Source organism: Amycolatopsis sp. PS_44_ISF1 (genome assembly GCF_032335455.1).
Taxonomy (GTDB): Bacteria; Actinomycetota; Actinomycetes; order Mycobacteriales; family Pseudonocardiaceae; genus Amycolatopsis.
On record NZ_JANUXO010000001.1, the window covers coordinates 1,227,169 to 1,243,410 of the forward strand.

The following is a 16,242-nucleotide window of genomic DNA, read 5'->3' on the forward strand; positions in this document are numbered from 1 at the left end:
CATCCGAGTCGACCTGCCGGGCCGAATTTTCTACTCGGAGACGCACCTGGTCAGAGGATCGCGGTCAAGCGACAAGCGGTCATCTGCAAGCGTCGAATGCACGTGCATAATCCCGGTTGTGTGACTCAGGTCACTGTAGAAATGGTCTTCGGGTCCCGGTCGAGCCCCAGGTCGGGGTCGGGTACCGCTCAGCGATAGCGGTTCCACCGGACATCCGTGCGGCCGTGGCGCAGATCGTCCAGGCGACGGTGCAGCTCGGCGGCCACCTGCGGGTGACTGCGCAGGGTCGGCAGCACGCTGGTGGTCAGCTTCAGCTCCCGCACCGCCCTCAGCACGGCGAACCCGGGCCAGGCGGTCACGTCGAAGCCGTAGACCCGGGCGAACTCCCGGTAACCGTCCGGCGCGTCCCCGAACCGCTCACGGCCGACGGCCAGCGGCGTCAGGTCCCACTCCGGCGGGCCCACGCACGAGGAGTCGAAGTCGCACAGCACCGGTCCGTCCGGGCCGGGGATGACGTTGCCGGGGTAGGCGTCGCCGTGCACGAACCCCCTGGCCAGCGGGAAGTCCAGCGTCGCGAGGGCCGCCTCGGCCTCGGCGCAGCGCTCCAGCAGGAACCGCCGGTCGCCGTCGGAGAGCTCCTCGGCCTCGAACACCCGCGCCCGCACCGCGTCGAACGGCGCCCACTCGGCCAGGCCCTCCGGCGGCGGCAGCGCGTGCACCCGCAGCAGCAGCCCGGCCAGCTCGGCGGGCGAGGCCGGCCGGCCCACCGACGGCACCTCGTGCCACACCGTGACCAGGTGCTCCCCGACGTGCAACGGCTGCTCGACGCCGTCGAGCAGCCGGATCGCGGGGATGTCGTGGCGGGCGAAGTGCTCGGCCGCGAGGACCACCGTGTGCACCCGGTGGCGCAGCCGCGTCGAGCCGACGATCCGGACCACCACGGGGGCCGTGGCCAGCGCGTACACCGCATTGTTGGTGAAGCGCAGCAACCGGGCGCCGTCCGGGTCGAGCCCGAGCCGCGCGCAGGTGTCGGCCAGCGCCTGGCGCAGTCTGGCGGGGGTGAACCGGCTGTCCACTGGGGGCTCGGGTGGGCTCGGTGGTCTTTCCCGGTGGGCTCGGTGGCTCAGGCGGCGTAGAAGATCTTGAGCCGATCGGCCAGCTCTCGGGCGTCGGCGTTGTTGCGGCGCCGCTCGGCCTCGGCCTGCAGTGGCCGCATCCGGTCCTTCACCCGCTCCGACTTGATGCTCTCCGCGCACTCGATGGCCTTGAAGCCGATCTTGGCGCCGTGGTCGATGTCGCCGTCCAGCAGGTGGTTCGTGGCCAGTGCGCTCAGCATGAACGCCTTGCTTCGGGCCATGTCGTCGGTGTAGGACTCGACCGCCCTGGTCAGCGCCGGGATCGCGTACTTGGTGTGCTCGGCGTTGCGCTGCGCCAGCACGGTGTGCACGGTGCCGGTCATCGCGTAGACGTCGGTCTCGTTGAAGAACTTGACCCAGGACTCGGCGTTCGCCACGTCGGCGCGGGCGAACTCGTCCTTGCTCCGGCCGAGCAGCTTCATCGCCTGGTCCTCGTTGCCCATCAGGGCGTAGGCCCAGGCCTCGTTCGCGCAGAGCACGGCGACGGCCAGCTCCGAGCCCGACTCCTGCGCCGCGATCTGGCCGAGCTGGAACAGCTTCAGCGCGTCGTTCGCCGCGTCCTGGTGCAGGTAGACCCGGCCCATCCGGTACAGCACGTTGGCCACCAGCGGGTGGCTGTCACCCTGCTTGGCCAGGTCGAGCGCGTTCGCGAAATGGCCGCGGGCGGAATCCATCAATCCGGTGTCGAACGAGGTCCACCCGGCCAGGCTGTGCTGGTCGGCGAGCGCGACGAACAGCCGCGACTTCACCGGCTCGGTCGCGCTCGACTCCAGCAGCTGCTGGCCCCAGGACAGCTGCGCCACCACGGCGTCACGGCAGAAACCGCCGCCGTACTGGTAGTCCAGCGAGCGCAGCGCGCGGGTCGCCGCCTCCACCTGGCGCACGTCGGTCATCCCGATGCGCCCGGGGGCGGGGGTGCGCGCGGGGCCCGAAGACCACGTCCCTGATTCCGGACCGAACACCGCCGCACCCATCGTGACCTGGGCGGCGTGCGCGAGGAACCTCCGTCGCTTCACGGACTCGTCCTCCTCAGCCTGCCGGCCGCCGGACGAACCGACGACCCGTATCGCTGTGGTCTCGTCGTACGCGAGACCCATGTATCCACGGGGGACACCCAGGCCGTCGGCGATTCTCGTGAGCACGTCGTAGGCCATGACCTGCCGACCCTTGAGGATCTCCGACACCTCGGACTGCGACTGGCCGGTCATCGCGGCGATCTGCCGCTGCGAAACACCGTGTTTGCGCAACAGCCGGTACACGGCGCTGATCTCCCGGGCGGCCAGCGCTGCGCGCATGTCGGTCTGCTCCCAGGCATCCGGGGGCACCGGGTTGCCGGCGCCGGATCCGTTGCCGCCAGTACTGGCGTCCATTGCGACCCCTTCACCATCCGTCGGGCGTCGGAAAGCAGCGTAAGCACACCGCGAGAAGCGTGGGAAACGAGCGGTCAGCGGGGCTGATCGGCCCGGGCGAACTCCGTCGACCGCTTACCGTGGAACCCCGCCCGGTCACCGCTGTGACGCGGTTTTCACCTTCTATCGCACTCGCTTTCACCTCACTGTAGTTCCCAGATCTCCGGCACCGAACGAACACCGGTTTCGCCGTCACGGAGAGCTACGAAAACCGAGGGACAACGACGACGTGGATGTGCATCCCGCAAGGTGCACCCGGACGAGAGATGCGGTGGAGGGCCAGTGGAGTTCGTGGACTCGCTCGCAGGAGGTCATACCAGGACCGTGCTGCGCCCCGTGCGGCCCGGCCCCGCGGGAGCCCCGGGAGTCGCCACGGTGACCCGCCCGGTCACCCCGTCCGCCGCGGCCGACCCGCGCACCGTGGGCGTTCGCCACTACGAAGGCGGACAGCTCGTGTGGCGCGTGCAGTGCGGCGACCTCATCAGCCGCGAGCGCGCGGTGACCGTGTTCGTCGAGGACAACCAGGTTGTTGTGGTCTCACCCCCCGGTGAGACGGCCCGGCTCACGTCCGGCCAGCTCGGCCAGCTCAGGGCCGCACTCAATGAAGCCGCCAAAATGGCGGAAAGGTAACGGTGAGCTCTCCATGGATCAGGTACTCGGGCAGGTCCTCCGCAATGCGGTCTGGGAACGCCTCGACATGCTGTCCGACCTGGCCACCCGCGCCGACGCCCAGTCGCTCGTCTCGGTGGCCCGCTCCGAACTGCCCCGCCTGACCGAGGCGTGGCGCTCGATGCTCCAGGCGCACGATCCGGACGAGCGCGGTGACTGCCCGATCTGCTCCACCCGGTGGCACCGCTGCAAGGCGCCGTGCTCGGTGTGGCAGGTCGCGCACGAGCACCTGGTGGCCGGTGGCCTCGCGCCGCAGCAGACCGCGACGTCCGCGGAGCAGCGGCACGCCCGGCGTCCCGGCGCGGTGCTGCCCGGGCAAACCCGCCGGCCCCCGCAGCCGAGCCCGGCCGAGACCACCGGGCGGCACGCGCTGGTCGCCTCCCGCGCGGTCACGGCCTGACCCGTTCCCGGCTTTCCGCTCCACCGCCCGGTTCGGTCCCGGCCGCCCGCGGCCACCGATCCCGGCTCCCTCGGGCCTCCCCGGCCCGACCACCGACCGGCGAGCGCGCGAACCGGCTCGATTGCCCCCATCGAGCCGACCGCCGCGGCACCCTCGCCTGCCGGAGGCTGGTTCGTCCGTCCCCCCGAGCGTGACGAGCCAGTCTCCGGCCCCCCGATATTTGCACGATTAATCCAAAATTATCACCCAAAAGCTCTAGCGAAGGGCGTAACCCGGCGCTAGGTTGAAGATCATCGAAGCCCGGCTAAGCCGCAGGCTACGACCCCAGATTCCGCGGACCGGTGCCGTTGCACTCCCCTCCCCCGACCGGCACCGGTCCGCGGTTCCACTTCCGTCATTTCGACCCTGCCGGATTACCGCGGCGGGATCACCGGACCGCTCTCACCCGGGTCACCAGCGCCCCCGCCAGCAGTGTCGCCACCGCCGAGGCCGCGAACAGGGCCGGGTAGCCGCCGAGCCATTCCAGGATCAGCGTGGTCAGCAGCGGCGCGACCACCTGGGGCAGCGAGTTCGCGATGTTCACCACGCCCAGGTCCTTCGCCCGGTCCTGCGCGGCCGGCAGCACCTGCGTCAGCAGGGCCAGCGCCACCGCCATGTAGACCCCGAATCCGACGCCCAGCAGCGGTGAGGCGATGAGCGCGACCGGCCAGGTCTGCCACAGCACCAGCAGCAGCGCCGCGGCCGCCATCACGACCGAGGACACCAGCACGTACGGCTTGCGGCGCCCGGACCGGTCCGAGAAGTGCCCGGCGAACAGCGCGCCGGCCACCAGCGCGGCGCCGTAGAGGCCCATCATGATCAGCAGCCCGGAGTCCGGGTCCGGGTAGTGCACCGCGTCCTTGAGGAAGAACAGCAGGTAGAGCGTCCCGAACGCGTTGCCCAGGTTGATCATGAAGTGGCAGGCCCAGGCCCAGGCGAAGTCCGGGTGCCGGCGCGGGGAGACCCGGAGGGTGGCCAGGATCTGCCTGAGCTCACCACTCGGCCGGTGGGTCGGCGGCAGGCGCGCGTCCGGCGTCCGGAGCACGAAGGCCGCGGCCCCGGCGAGCACGATCACGGCGCAGGCGGCGTACCCGAGCGGCAGCCCGGCCAGGTCCAGCATGACCACGACCACCACCGCGCCCAGCACCGTGCCGAGCATCTGCGCGATGCCGACCAGCCCGCCCACCTGCGCACGCTGGCCCACCGGCACGCGGTCGGCGATACCGGACATCAGCGTCGCGAGCATCCCGTTGAGCCCGGCCTGCACCAGGCACCAGCCGATGGTCATCACCACCACGTCCGGCGCCACCGCGAGCACCAGCAGCCCGGCCGCGGCGATCACGGCCCCGGTCACCGTCCACGGGTGACGCCGGCCGAAGCGGGAGCAGGTGCGGTCGGACAGCAGCCCGATGGCCGGGTTCGCGATCAGCGCCATCAGCGCGCCGGTGCCGGTGACGATCCCGAACACGGTCTCCTTGTTCGCCGCGTCGAGCAGTTCCGCCTGCTGCGGCAGCAGGACCTGGATCGGCGCGTAGACCCCGAGCCACAACGCGATGTTCGCGAAGAACAGCAGGCTCATCCAGCCGGGCCGGACCCGGGTCACCGGCTCGGCCAGCGCCTCGGGCACCCCGGTGGCGGCGGTCGTTTCACTCATCTCGGACCAGCTTTCGGTACCAGGCGAAGGAGTCCTTCGGAGTGCGGCGCTGGGTCCGGTAGTCCACGTGCACCAGGCCGAACCGGGGCGCGTAGCCCTTGGACCATTCGAAGTTGTCGAGCAGGGACCAGACGAAGTACCCGCGGACGTCGACCCCGGCGTCCATCGCCTCCGCCACGGCCCGTAGGTGGCCGTCGAGGAAGTCGATGCGCTCGGGGTCGTGCACGAGCCCGTCCGGACCGGGCTCGTCGGCGAAGCTGCAGCCGTTCTCCGTGATGTGGATCGGCGGCAACCGCGCGCGGTAGCGGTCCTGGAAGGACACCAGCAGCTCGCGCAGTCCGTGCGGGACGATCGGCGAGTCGTTGGTGGTCATCGGGTAACCCTCGACCGCGCGGAGTTCGAAGGGAAGGGGATTCCCCTCGCCGGGGGCCGCGACGCCCTGCGGCTCGTAGTAGTTGACCCCGTAGAAGTCGAGCGGCTGGTTGATGACGGGCAGGTCGTCGGCGAAGTTCGCGGGCAGGTGCGGGTGGATCTGCTCGGGGTAACGGCCGAGCAGCACCGGGTCGGCGAAGGTGCGGTTCAGCAGCGCGTCGAGCCAGACGGCAGCCTCGCGGTCGGCCTCGGTCTCGGTGCTTGCCGTGCCGTTGGTGACGGTCCAGACCGGCGAGTGGTTGTTGGCCGTGCCGATGCCGGTGGCGCCGGCGGCCCGCAGCGCCTGCACGGCCCGGCCGTGGGCGAGGTTCTGGTGGTGCGCGGTGGGCAGCGCGTCGAGCAGCAGGAACCGGCCGGGCGCGTACTCGCCGATGCCGTAGCCGTAGATCGACATGACCATCGGCTCGTTGAGCGGGATCCACAGCTTCACCCGGTCGGCGAAGTGCTCGCCCACGATGGCGGCGTATTCGCCGAAGCGCTCAGCCGTGTCCCGTGCGAGCCAGCCGCCCGCGTCCTCGATCGCCTGCGGGGTGTCCCAGTGGTACAGCGTGACGGCGGGGGCGATGCCGGCCGCGCAGACCTCGTCGAGGAGCCGGTCGTAGAAAGCGAGGCCCTCGGCGTTCGGCTTCCCGCTGCCCTCGGGCTGGATCCGCGGCCACGCGACGGACATCCGGTAGGCGCCGACGCCGAGTTCGCCCATCAGCGCGACGTCTTCGGAGTAGCGGTGGTAGTGGTCCGCCGCTACCTTGGCGTCCTCACCGCGCGCGATCTTGCAGTCGGTCGCGGTGAAGGTGTCCCAGATGGACGGTCCGCGGCCGCCTTCGGCCGTGGCTCCTTCGATCTGGAACGCCGAGGTCGAGACACCCCAGAGGAACTCGGGCGGGAAGGTCGGATAGTCCACCGGCACACGCACCTTTCTCGTCCGGCCACCCGCTCGGGTGAACGTGAAAAGTTCTCATATGTTAGGTCGTCACTCGTCCGGGGGGAAGTCCGCAAGGGCGCTAAAGTCCCAGATCAGACGAGTGGTTCCGCCGCCGGTGGCGGAACGGGGAGCATCAGCCACAGCGAGAAGGACCGAGGACCGAAAGTGCCCGACACCCAGGCGGAGCCCACTCCCCTCCGGCGCAAGCCCGTGCAGCAGCGCAGCGCCAAGCGGGTGGAGCAGATGCTGGACGCCAGCGCGGAGCTCATCGACGAGCTCGGCTACGACGCGCTGACGACCACCCTCATCGCGAAGCGGGCCAACGTCGCGGTCGGCTCGCTCTACCAGTTCTTCCCGGACAAACGGGCCGTGGTGCAGGCCCTCACGCAGCGGAACCTGGAGCGGTTCGTGGCCGCGGTGAACGAGCGGCTGCAGGAGCTGAACCCCGAGCACTGGTGGAACATCGTGGACTCCGTGCTCGACATCTACCTGCGGATGCACCGGGAGATCCCCGGGTTCTCCAAGGTCCACTTCGGTGACGTGATCGACCTGCAGCTGCTCGACGAGGAGCGGGACAACAACTCGGTGATCGTCGACTCGCTGGTCGAGATCCTGCGCGCGCAGGTCGACCGCCCGGCCGAGGAGCTGCGGTTCGCCATCGCGATCGCCAACGAGACCGCGGACGCGCTGCTGAAGCTCGCCTTCCGCCGCGACCCGCAGGGCGACGAGCGGATCGTGGCCGAGGCGAAGGACGTGGTGAAGGGGTACCTGGCCGGCAAGTTCGGGGACTGAGAGCGTGCCCGCTCAGCCGAAGTTCTGCTGCTCGCCCCGGTAGGTCGGCACGGTCTGCTCCACCTGGTGGTCGCGCACCAGGTGGTAGTGGGTGAAGCGCTCGGCCAGCTCGCCCGCCTTCGCGTGTCGGAGCCACACCCGGTCGCCCAGGCGCAGGCCGCGGGCGGCCACTCCGGAGACCGGGGTCTGGACCTCGCCGGCCCCCTCGAAGCTCAGCAGCTTCAGCCCGGCCGGCAGGCACGGCGAAGGCACCCGCGAGGGACCGGTCGGGCCGGAAGCGATGTACCCGCCGGAAAACAGCGTGGCGACGTCACGCGCCGGGCGGCGGACCACCGGCAGCGCGAACATCGCCGCGGGGCGCGGGTGGAACCGGGAGTACCCGTCGAACAGCGTGGGGGCGACCAGCCCCGAGCCCGCGGCGATCTCCGTGACCACGGCCTCCGCGCCGGTCGTCTCGATGCTGCCGGTGCCGCCGCCGTTGACGAATTCGAGGTCCGCGACCTCCCGCACCGCACGCACCACGGCGCCGCGGCGGCGGGAGAGCTCGGCCGCCGAACGACGGTGCATCCACGCGATCACCGCGTTGTTCAAGCGGTTGCCCGCGTTGTCGCCCAGGCCCGCGATCTGGCCCTCGTACGCCATCAGGCCCACCAGCGCGAAATCGGGCCGCTTCACCACTTCGCGGGCGAACGAGACGGCTTGTTTCACGGTGAACAACGGCGAGCGCCGGGTCCCGACGTGCACGCCGGGCACGGGCCGCCAGGAAGCGTCCAGCTCCAGGCAGACGCGGATCTCCGGGTGCCCGTGGCCGAGCGCCGCGTCGACCAGGTCCAGGTGCGCGGTCGAGTCGACCATGATCGTGACGGCCGCGCGGGCCGCGTCGCTCGCGGCGAGGCGACGCAGCGCCCCGTGGTCCGCCGTCGGGTACGCGACCACGATGTCGTCCGTCGTGCCCTGCTCCACGTGCCAGACGGCCTCGGCCAGCGAGTAGCACATCAGACCTTCGAAGCCTTCGAGGGCGAGCACCCGGTCGAGCAGGTTCCGGCAGCGCACGGACTTGCTGACCACGCGGATCGGCTTGCCGGCCGCGCGGCGGAGCAGGTCTTCGGCATTCGCGTCGAACGCGTCCAGGTCGACGATGGCGAGCGGCGGGTCCAGGTCCTTGGTCGCGAGGTCGTAGGCGTTCGGGGAGGTGCTCACCCGGCTCACGGTACGACAATCACGGTTGAAACGCGAATACTATTCACTTACTGTGCCGGGAACTACCGTATGGGCACACCCCTCCGGACGAACAGGCGCGCGCATGACTCCGTGGAGCAACTGGGCCGGCACGGCGAAGGCCTCCCCGCAGCGGGTGCACCAGCCCCGCAGCACCGCCGAGGTCGCCGACGTCGTGCGCGGCGTGACCGAAGCCGGGCGCCGCGTGCGCCCGTGGGGCAGCGGCCACTCCTTCACCGCGATCGCCGTCGCCGAGTCCGACGCGCTCGACCTCGAGCACCTGCGTGGGATCGAGCGGGTGGACCTCACCGAGCACCGCGTCACCGTCCGCGCCGGCACCACGCTCAAGCAGCTCAACGCCGAGCTCGAGGCTCTCGGCCTGGCCATGACCAACCTCGGCGACATCGACGCGCAGACCGTGGCCGGCGCGATCTCGACCGGCACCCACGGCACCGGCGAGCGCTTCGGCGGCATCTCCACCCAGGTCGCCGCGCTCCAGCTCGTACTGGCCGACGGCTCCGTGGTCACCTGCTCCGCGGACGAGCGGCCGGGCCTGTTCAACGCGGCCCGGGTCGGCCTCGGCGCCCTCGGCGTGATCACCAGCGTCACCCTGCAGTGTGAACCCTCGTTCGTGTTGTCCGCGCAGGAGCGGCCGGAGCCGCTGGAGCAGGTGCTCGAGGGGTTCGACCAGTTCGCCGCCGAGAACGACCACTTCGAGTTCTACTGGTTCCCCTACGGGAAGAACGCGCTGGTCAAGCGCAACAACCGGCAGCCGGCGGAGGCCGGGCGACGGCCGTTGTCGCGGCTCAAGCAGTTCGTGGACTACGACCTGACGGAGAACCTCGCGTTCGGCGGCCTCTGCCGGCTCGGCCGCCGGGTGCCCCGGCTGGTGCGTCCGCTCGGCGGGTTCGCGGCGCAGGTGCTTTCGGCCCGCGAGTACGCCGATCTCTCGCACCGCGTCTTCGTGACCCACCGCGGGGTCCGGTTCGTGGAGTCCGAGTACGCGATCCCGCGCGAGTCGCTGCACGACGTGCTGACCGAGCTGCGCGCGCTCGTGCCGCGGCTGGAGCACCCGGTGATGTTCCCGGTGGAGGTGCGGGTCGCCGCCGCGGACGACATCTGGCTGTCCACGGCGAACGGCCGCGACTCCGCCTACATCGCCGTCCACCAGTTCGTCGGCATGCCCTACCGCGAGTACTTCGACGGGTTCGCCGCCATCGCGGCCCAGGTCGGCGGCCGTCCGCACTGGGGCAAGATGCACGACCTGGACGCCGCGGCCCTGCGCGCGCGGTACCCGCACTTCGACGATTTCCTGGCCGTCCGCCAGGAATGCGACCCGGCCGGCACCTTCACCAACACCTACCTGGACCGGGTGCTGGGCCAGGCGATCAGACCGGTTCGAACAGCGAGCTGACCGACTCGCCGTTGTGGATCCGCCGCATCGCCTCGGCCATGGCCGGCGCAATCGAGAGGATCCGCAGCTTGTCCGTGCGCTCCTCCACCGGCACCGGCACCGTGTTGGTGCAGACGATCTCCAGCACGTCCTCCTGGCGGCCGATCCGGTCCAGCGCCCGGTCGGCGAACAGCCCGTGGGTGCAGGCCACGCGGATCGAACGCGGCTTCAGCTCGCGGAGCCGGTCGAGCAGCTCCAGCACGGTGCTGCCGCGCGCGATCTCGTCGTCGAGCACGATCACGTCCCGGCCGGAGATCTCGCCGATCACCGACGTGATCTCGACCCGATCGTCGGCGTAACGCTGCTTCGCCCCGGCCGCGACCTGCACGCCGAGCAGCCGCGCGAAGTGCGCCGCCTCCTTGGCGTTGCCCAGGTCCGGTGACACCACGGTGGTCCGGGACAGGTCGTACCGGCGGAAGTGGCGCGCCAGCTCGTGCAGCGCGTGCAGGTGGTCGACGGGCACGCTGAAGAAGCCGTGGACCTGCGGGGCGTGCAGGGTCATGGCCAGCACCCGGTTCGCCCCCGCCGTGACCATCAGGTCGGCGACCAGCCGGCCGCCGATGGAGATCCGCGGCGCGTCCTTCTTGTCGGAACGCGCATACGCGTAGTGGGGCATGACCACGGTGGTGCGCGCGGCCGAGGCGCCCCGTGCGGCGTCGAGCATCAGCATCAGCTCGACGAGGTTCTCCTGCACCGGCGTGACCAGCGGCTGGATCAGGAAGACGTCGCGCTCCCGGCAGTTGGCCTGCAACTGGACCTGGAGGCAGTCGTTGGCGAACCGGTCGACCTGGACGGGGTGCAGCGGCACGCCCAGGTGGGTGCAGATCTCCGCCGCGAGCTCGGGGTGGGCGCTGCCACTGAAAACCGCGATGTCCCGCAAGGACGTTCCCCGTTCCGCGTTGTCCGCCGATACCGGATTCCTCCGGGGACGACGGTTCAGACCGCCGAGATCGCGTCGGCGAGGAGGGTTTCGCCGGAGATCAGCTCCAACGTGCGACGGGCGGTGGCCGGTGCGTCGAGCAGTCCGGCGATCACGGCCGCCACGTCCTCGCGCGGCACGGTGCCCCGGCCGGTGTGGTCGGCGATCTTGACCAGCCCGGTGCCCGAATCGTCGGTGAGGGTGCCGGGCCGCAGGATGGTCCAGTCGAGGTCGCGGGCCCGCAGGTCGTCCTCGGCCGCCTTCTTGGCCCGCAGGTAGACGGCGAAACCCGGGTCGATGCCCGGGGCGTCGGGGTGGTCGGCCCCCATGGAACCGACCTGGATGAACCGGCGGACCCCCGCCCGCTCGGCGGCGTCGGCGAACAGGGCCGCGGCCCCGCGGTCGACGGTGTCCTTGCGGGCCTCGCCACTGCCCGGACCGGCTCCGGCGGCGAACACCGCCGCGTCGGCCCCTTCGAGCACGGCCGCCACGGCGTCCACATCGGACTTCTCCAGGTCCAGCACCACGGTCTCGGCGCCGACCGCGAGCAGTTCGGGCTCGTGGTCGGCGTTGCGGACGATGCCGACGGCCTGATCACCCCGTTCGCTCAGCAGCTTTTCGAGGCGAAGGGCGATCTGACCGTGTCCACCGGCTATGACGACTCGCATGACTTCGAGACTAGCCCGATCGGGAGGCCACCGCCGAACGGCTCAGTCGACGGCGGCGGGCTCTTCGCCGACGCGCAGCAACTGGTCGTAGGCCATCTCGTTGACCCAGCGCGAAACCGGATCCTCGTCCAGCAGCACGCGCTCATTGTGACCTTCGAGGTCGAGGTCGATCATCGCGTGGGGGTCGGCGGTCACGATCGCGAGGCCGTAGGCGCGGGAGCGCGGCAGGCAGTTCGCGACGTAGTCCTCCGTGAGTACGGCGGGCGATGGCAGAACCATCGCGGCCTCGCCGTAACGTGCGAACGGAACCGCTGAGGCCATCGCGGTCCGCCAGTGCCGGGCGACCGCGAGGACGCCGAGGATCTCGGCGGCCGGCGCGGGTGCGGTCGCGGCCAGCTCTGGCCAGGTCCAGGTGTCGACGGTGGCACGGTCCGAGACGGGACCGACGCCCATCGCGATCCGCTCCGCGTGCACGTCGGTCCGAAGCTTGGCGACGATGCAGACCTTGCGGCCCAGCAGAGTCGTCGCCGGCAGCACCACGCCGGACCAGCCCAACCGGGCCGCGGCCTTGTGCGCCAGCTCCTCGACGCTCGCGGGGAGCTCGATCGGCGGCAGCACCCGGCTCGCCGTCGTCCGGCTGCGCTTCGCGCCACCGGCGACCGTCGAGCTCTCGGTGTTCTGAGGTGTAGCCGCCACGAGTCCGCCTCCTTCAACCAACCTGTACCCCTGCGTGCCTGGTGAAACCGGCACCTGACCTGACTACCAGCGCGGCAGCGCGGGTGTCTTCGGGTAGCGGTGGTGACTGCGATCGGCGGCGTCCTGCGGTCGGTGACCGGTCGGCGGGCGGTCGCCCGACTTCAGCCCGACCGTGCGGCCAACCGAGTGAGCCGGAGGTGAGTGGTGTCACGGAGCGCCCACGGGCGCCTACCGGAGGTGGGATTTCCGGTAGCGCAAAAGGTCGAGCGGATTGGACCGTTCGGCCCAACCGGGGGCGATTCCACAGTGGACGCCGCAGGTGGGGGCGTTGTCACCCACTCGGCGGTGAGCTGCGCCGCAGCGGGTTCGCCGGATCCGGGTTTAGGGTTACCCGTCAGTCAAGTCACGGTCGGGAGGACCCACCGATGCGCTCGCCGAAGGACTTTTTCGCCCCGCTCGCCCTCGGGGCGCCGGAACCGCCGCGGCAGATCCCGTTCCGCCCGTCGCGCGTGATCCACTTCTTCGACCCCGGCAACGAGAAGATGGCCGCGAAGGTGCCGGATCTGGCGAAGCAGGCCGACGTGCTGCTCGGCAACCTCGAGGACGCCGTGCGCGCCGACCGGAAGGAAGCCGCGCGCGCCGGGCTCGTCTCGATCGCGAAGGCCACCGACTTCGGCCGCACGCAGCTGTGGACGCGGGTGAACAGCCTCGACTCGCCCTGGGTGCTCGACGACCTGGTGACCCTGGTCACCGAGATCGGCGACCGGCTCGACGTGATCATGGTGCCGAAGGTCGAGGGCGCGCAGGACATCCACTACCTCGACCGGCTGCTGGCCCAGCTGGAGGCGCGCGCCGGGCTGACCAAGCCGCTGCTGGTGCACGCGATCCTGGAGACCGCGAGCGGCGTGGCCAATGTGGAGGAGATCGCCGGCGCCAGCCCCCGGATGCAGGGCATTTCGCTGGGCCCGGCGGACCTGGCGGCGAGCCGGCGGATGAAGACCACCCGGGTCGGCGGCGGCCACCCGGGTTACCTGGTGCGCACGGACCCGGTGGGCGAGGACCTGGCCGCGGGCCGCACCACCTACCAGCAGGACCTCTGGCACTACACCGTGGCGCGGATGGTCGACGCCTGCGCGGTGCACGGGATCCTGCCGTACTACGGGCCGTTCGGGGACATCCGCGACGTGGTGGCCTGCGAGGACCAGTTCCGCAACGCGTTCCTGCTCGGCTGCGTCGGCGCGTGGAGCCTGCACCCGGTGCAGATCGACATCGCGAAGCGGGTCTTCTCGCCGTCGCCGTCCGATGTGGCCTGGGCCCGGCGCGTGATCGCCGAGATGGGTGACGGCACCGGCGCGGTGATGATCGACGGCAAGATGCAGGACGACGCCTCGGTCAAGCAGTGCCGGGTGGTCTCGGAGCTGGCCGACGAACTGGCGGCCGACGACCCCGAGCTGGCCGCCGCGTACGACGCCGCGACGAAGGAGCTCCAGCCGTGACCACCCAGCCACCCCGGCGTTCGGTGCTCTACATGCCCGGCGCGAACGAGCGCGCGCTGGAGAAGGCCAAGGCGCTGCCCGCCGACGCGCTGATCCTGGACCTGGAGGACGCCGTCGCCCCGGACGCGAAGGAGGCGGCGCGGGAGCGGGTGTGCGCGGCCGCGGCTTCGGGTGCCTACGGCGAACGCGAGGTGGCCATCCGCGTCAACGGCCTGGACACGCAGTGGCACGACGCGGACCTGCGCGCCGCCGCGTCCGCCGGCCCGTCGGCCGTGGTGGTGCCCAAGGTGGATTCGGCGGGCGAGGTGCACAACATCGAGCGCGCGCTGGAACTCGGCGGCGCCCCGGAGCGCACGAAGATCTGGGCGATGCTCGAAACCCCGGTCGCGGTGCTGCACGCCGAGGAGATCGCCGCCGCCTCCGAGCGGCTGACCGTGCTGGTGATGGGCACGAACGACCTGTCCAAGGAACTGCACGCGGAGTTCGTCCCCGGCCGGGGCCCGCTGCTGGCCGGGTTGTCGCTGTGCCTGCTCGCCGCCCGCGCCACCGGCAAGGTGATCCTCGACGGCGTGTACAACGACGTGAAGGACCTCCCCGGCTTCGAGGCCGAATGCCGCCAGGCCCGCGAATACGGTTTCGACGGTAAGACCCTGATCCACCCTTCACAGCTCGAGCCGTGCAACCGCGCGTTCGCCCCGTCCCCGGAGGAGATCGACCGCTCACGCCGCATCATCGCGGCCTTCGACGAGGCCCGCGCCGCCGGCCGGGGCGTGGTGACGGTGGACGGGCGGATGATCGAAAACCTCCACGTGGACACCGCCCGGCGGGTCCTGGCGCTGGCGGAGGCGATCGGGGGCTAGCTCGGTTCGGCGCGGGCAACGGGTCAGACCGGCCACTCCCGCTGCTCGCCCCGTAGTTCTTCGAAGGCCGCGGCCGCTCGCAGGACGGCTACGTCGGCGAAGCGGGGACCGGTGATCTGCAACCCGATCGGCTGGCCTTCGCGGGTGTAGCCGCAGTTCAGTGCCACCGCGGGCTGTCCCGACATGTTGTACGGCAAGGTGAACGGGATGTGCTCGAAGGGCCGCGCCGGATCGTTGGTCGGCGAGGCCCAGTCCGACGGCGGGGCCGAGACCGGGCAGACCGGCGACAGCACCAGATCGTACGGGGCGGTGGCGCGCAGGGTTTCGACACTCATCGCGTCGATGCAGGCGAAGCCGCGGTAAGTGTCCACTCCGGACTCCGTCGCGCCGCCGGCCGCCCACTCGGCGAGGTAGGGCAGGACCAGGGCGCGACGGGATTCCGGCAGCGCCGACACGTCCGACCAGGCCCGCACGCGCCAGAACGTGTTCAGCCCGTCCAGCAGTTCACGGCGCAGGAACGGCGAAACCGGCTCGACCACGGCGCCCGCGGCCTCGAACACCCGCGCGGCCGCCGTCACCGCGTCGGCGATGTCCGGCTCCACCGCCAGGCCGACCCCGGCGTCCAGGTGCAGGCCGACGCGCAGTCCGTCCAGCCGCGCCGCCGCCACCGACCAGTCCAGCGGCTCGAACGGCAGGCTCAGGTGGTCCCTCCCGTCCGGCGCCGAGAGCACGCCCATCAGCAGCGCCGTGTCGGCGACGGTCCGGGTCAGCGGCCCGGCCACCCGGCCGAGGAACGCCGGGTCCACCGGCACCCGGCCGAAGCTGGGCTTCAGCCCGACCAGCCCGCACCAGCCGGCGGGCAGGCGGATCGAGCCACCGATGTCCGTGCCGACGTGCAGCGGGCCGTAGCCCGCGGCCGCCGCGGCGGCCGCACCCGCGCTGGAGCCGCCCGGGGTGCGCGAGAGGTCCCACGGGTTTCGCGTCGCCGGGTGGAAGCTCGACCGGCCCGAGGTCAGCATCCCGTAGTCCGGCATCGTCGTCTTGGCCAGCAGCACCCCGCCGGACTCCCGCACGCGCGCCGCCGCCGGGGCGTCCGCCGCGGCCGGGGTCAACGTGGTCGCGGCGGTCCCCAGCGGCACAGGGGTGCCACGGGTCGCGATGTTCTCCTTCAGCGTCAACGGAACGCCGTCGATCGGGCCCAGCGGCCGGCCCTCGTGCCAACGCGTCTCGGACGCCTTCGCGGCTTCGCGCGCCGACGCAGCGTCGTACGCATACAGTGCACGCAGCTCCGGCTCTCGCGCTTCGATCCGCGTGAGAACGGCGTCGGTCACCTCAACCGGCGAAAGCGTCCCGTCGCGGTAGCCCGCCACCAGCGCAACAGCGGTCAGATCAGCCAACTCGGTCATCAGCAAAGCCTCCGATTCACGAAGCAGAAAGTTCGAACGCCCGGCCACGAAGGTCGACGCGTCCGAAGCGAGG

Annotated in this window: 15 protein-coding genes; 6 read left to right on the plus strand and 9 right to left on the minus strand. The window is 71.2% G+C overall.

Translation table 11 applies throughout. From position 1 onward, the window contains the following. Positions 1-188: 188 nt before the first annotated feature. Positions 189-1,076 carry a phosphotransferase gene (locus tag NYF13_RS05535; RefSeq protein ID WP_315654570.1) on the minus strand — a complete coding sequence of 296 codons (888 nt, stop codon included), beginning with the start codon at positions 1,074-1,076 and terminating at the stop codon, positions 189-191. Between the two features lie 47 nt (positions 1,077-1,123). After that, positions 1,124-2,506: a helix-turn-helix transcriptional regulator gene (locus NYF13_RS05540; protein WP_315654571.1), complete on the minus strand. Its 1,383-nt coding sequence runs from the start codon at positions 2,504-2,506 to the stop codon at positions 1,124-1,126. A gap of 321 nt (positions 2,507-2,827) precedes the next feature. Between NYF13_RS05540 and NYF13_RS05545 the strand changes: the two genes are divergently transcribed. Beyond that, on the plus strand, positions 2,828-3,175 hold the full coding sequence (locus NYF13_RS05545) for a hypothetical protein (protein ID WP_315654572.1): 348 nt from the start codon (positions 2,828-2,830) through the stop codon (positions 3,173-3,175). A gap of 13 nt (positions 3,176-3,188) precedes the next feature. Further along, positions 3,189-3,614, plus strand: coding sequence for a hypothetical protein (locus tag NYF13_RS05550; protein WP_315654573.1), 426 nt, complete (start codon positions 3,189-3,191; stop codon positions 3,612-3,614). 427 nt (positions 3,615-4,041) lie between these two features. Here the strand turns inward: NYF13_RS05550 and NYF13_RS05555 are convergent, their stop codons facing one another. After that, positions 4,042-5,307, minus strand: coding sequence for an MFS transporter (locus NYF13_RS05555; protein ID WP_315654574.1), 1,266 nt, complete (start codon positions 5,305-5,307; stop codon positions 4,042-4,044). Then, positions 5,300-6,640, minus strand: coding sequence for a GH1 family beta-glucosidase (locus tag NYF13_RS05560; protein WP_315654576.1), 1,341 nt, complete (start codon positions 6,638-6,640; stop codon positions 5,300-5,302). The genes NYF13_RS05555 and NYF13_RS05560 overlap by 8 nt, the downstream gene beginning before the upstream one ends. Before the next feature lie 186 nt (positions 6,641-6,826). On the opposite strand from NYF13_RS05560, the gene NYF13_RS05565 reads away from it, so the two are divergent. Continuing rightward, the gene (locus NYF13_RS05565; protein WP_315654577.1) at positions 6,827-7,453 is read left to right on the plus strand and encodes a TetR family transcriptional regulator; all 627 of its coding nucleotides are present in this window, start codon (positions 6,827-6,829) and stop codon (positions 7,451-7,453) included. A 12-nt stretch (positions 7,454-7,465) separates the two neighbouring features. Here NYF13_RS05565 and NYF13_RS05570 read toward each other — a convergent pair whose 3' ends face one another. Continuing rightward, entirely contained in the window at positions 7,466-8,653 is a 1,188-nt protein-coding gene (locus NYF13_RS05570) for an amino acid deaminase/aldolase (protein ID WP_315654578.1), read from the minus strand. Between the two features lie 103 nt (positions 8,654-8,756). Here NYF13_RS05570 and NYF13_RS05575 point away from each other — a divergent pair, with 103 nt between their 5' ends. After that, positions 8,757-10,085 carry a D-arabinono-1,4-lactone oxidase gene (locus tag NYF13_RS05575; protein WP_315654579.1) on the plus strand — a complete coding sequence of 443 codons (1,329 nt, stop codon included), beginning with the start codon at positions 8,757-8,759 and terminating at the stop codon, positions 10,083-10,085. On the opposite strand, the gene NYF13_RS05580 is transcribed toward NYF13_RS05575, so the two are convergent. The 3 genes from NYF13_RS05580 to NYF13_RS05590 are packed head-to-tail and all read right to left on the minus strand — an operon-like array spanning position 10,060 to position 12,407. After that, the gene (locus tag NYF13_RS05580) at positions 10,060-11,004 is read right to left on the minus strand and encodes a ribose-phosphate pyrophosphokinase (RefSeq protein WP_315654580.1); all 945 of its coding nucleotides are present in this window, start codon (positions 11,002-11,004) and stop codon (positions 10,060-10,062) included. The two genes, NYF13_RS05575 and NYF13_RS05580, sit on opposite strands and share 26 nt — an antisense overlap. Before the next feature lie 56 nt (positions 11,005-11,060). Beyond that, positions 11,061-11,711: an NAD(P)H-binding protein gene (locus NYF13_RS05585; RefSeq protein WP_315654581.1), complete on the minus strand. Its 651-nt coding sequence runs from the start codon at positions 11,709-11,711 to the stop codon at positions 11,061-11,063. Between the two features lie 42 nt (positions 11,712-11,753). Next, positions 11,754-12,407, minus strand: coding sequence for a hypothetical protein (locus NYF13_RS05590; protein ID WP_315654582.1), 654 nt, complete (start codon positions 12,405-12,407; stop codon positions 11,754-11,756). A gap of 425 nt (positions 12,408-12,832) precedes the next feature. On the opposite strand from NYF13_RS05590, the gene NYF13_RS05595 reads away from it, so the two are divergent. Both NYF13_RS05595 and NYF13_RS05600 read left to right on the plus strand, forming a co-directional pair. Continuing rightward, the gene (locus NYF13_RS05595; protein WP_315654583.1) at positions 12,833-13,903 is read left to right on the plus strand and encodes a CoA ester lyase; all 1,071 of its coding nucleotides are present in this window, start codon (positions 12,833-12,835) and stop codon (positions 13,901-13,903) included. Continuing rightward, positions 13,900-14,763 carry a CoA ester lyase gene (locus tag NYF13_RS05600; protein WP_315654585.1) on the plus strand — a complete coding sequence of 288 codons (864 nt, stop codon included), beginning with the start codon at positions 13,900-13,902 and terminating at the stop codon, positions 14,761-14,763. The genes NYF13_RS05595 and NYF13_RS05600 overlap by 4 nt, the downstream gene beginning before the upstream one ends. A gap of 23 nt (positions 14,764-14,786) precedes the next feature. On the opposite strand, the gene NYF13_RS05605 is transcribed toward NYF13_RS05600, so the two are convergent. Further along, entirely contained in the window at positions 14,787-16,169 is a 1,383-nt protein-coding gene (locus NYF13_RS05605) for an amidase (protein ID WP_315654586.1), read from the minus strand. Positions 16,170-16,242 lie beyond the last annotated feature (73 nt).

Excerpts from the sequence above, each read along its gene's own strand:
- NYF13_RS05540 (WP_315654571.1), bottom strand. The coding sequence starts at position 2,506 with ATGGACGCCAGTACTGGCGGCAACGGATCCGGCGCCGGCAACCCGGTG.
- NYF13_RS05550 (WP_315654573.1), top strand. The coding sequence starts at position 3,189 with ATGGATCAGGTACTCGGGCAGGTCCTCCGCAATGCGGTCTGGGAACGC.
- NYF13_RS05555 (WP_315654574.1), bottom strand. The coding sequence starts at position 5,307 with ATGAGTGAAACGACCGCCGCCACCGGGGTGCCCGAGGCGCTGGCCGAG.
- NYF13_RS05575 (WP_315654579.1), top strand. The coding sequence starts at position 8,757 with ATGACTCCGTGGAGCAACTGGGCCGGCACGGCGAAGGCCTCCCCGCAG.
- NYF13_RS05585 (WP_315654581.1), bottom strand. The coding sequence starts at position 11,711 with ATGCGAGTCGTCATAGCCGGTGGACACGGTCAGATCGCCCTTCGCCTC.
- NYF13_RS05595 (WP_315654583.1), top strand. The coding sequence starts at position 12,833 with ATGCGCTCGCCGAAGGACTTTTTCGCCCCGCTCGCCCTCGGGGCGCCG.
- NYF13_RS05605 (WP_315654586.1), bottom strand. The coding sequence starts at position 16,169 with ATGACCGAGTTGGCTGATCTGACCGCTGTTGCGCTGGTGGCGGGCTAC.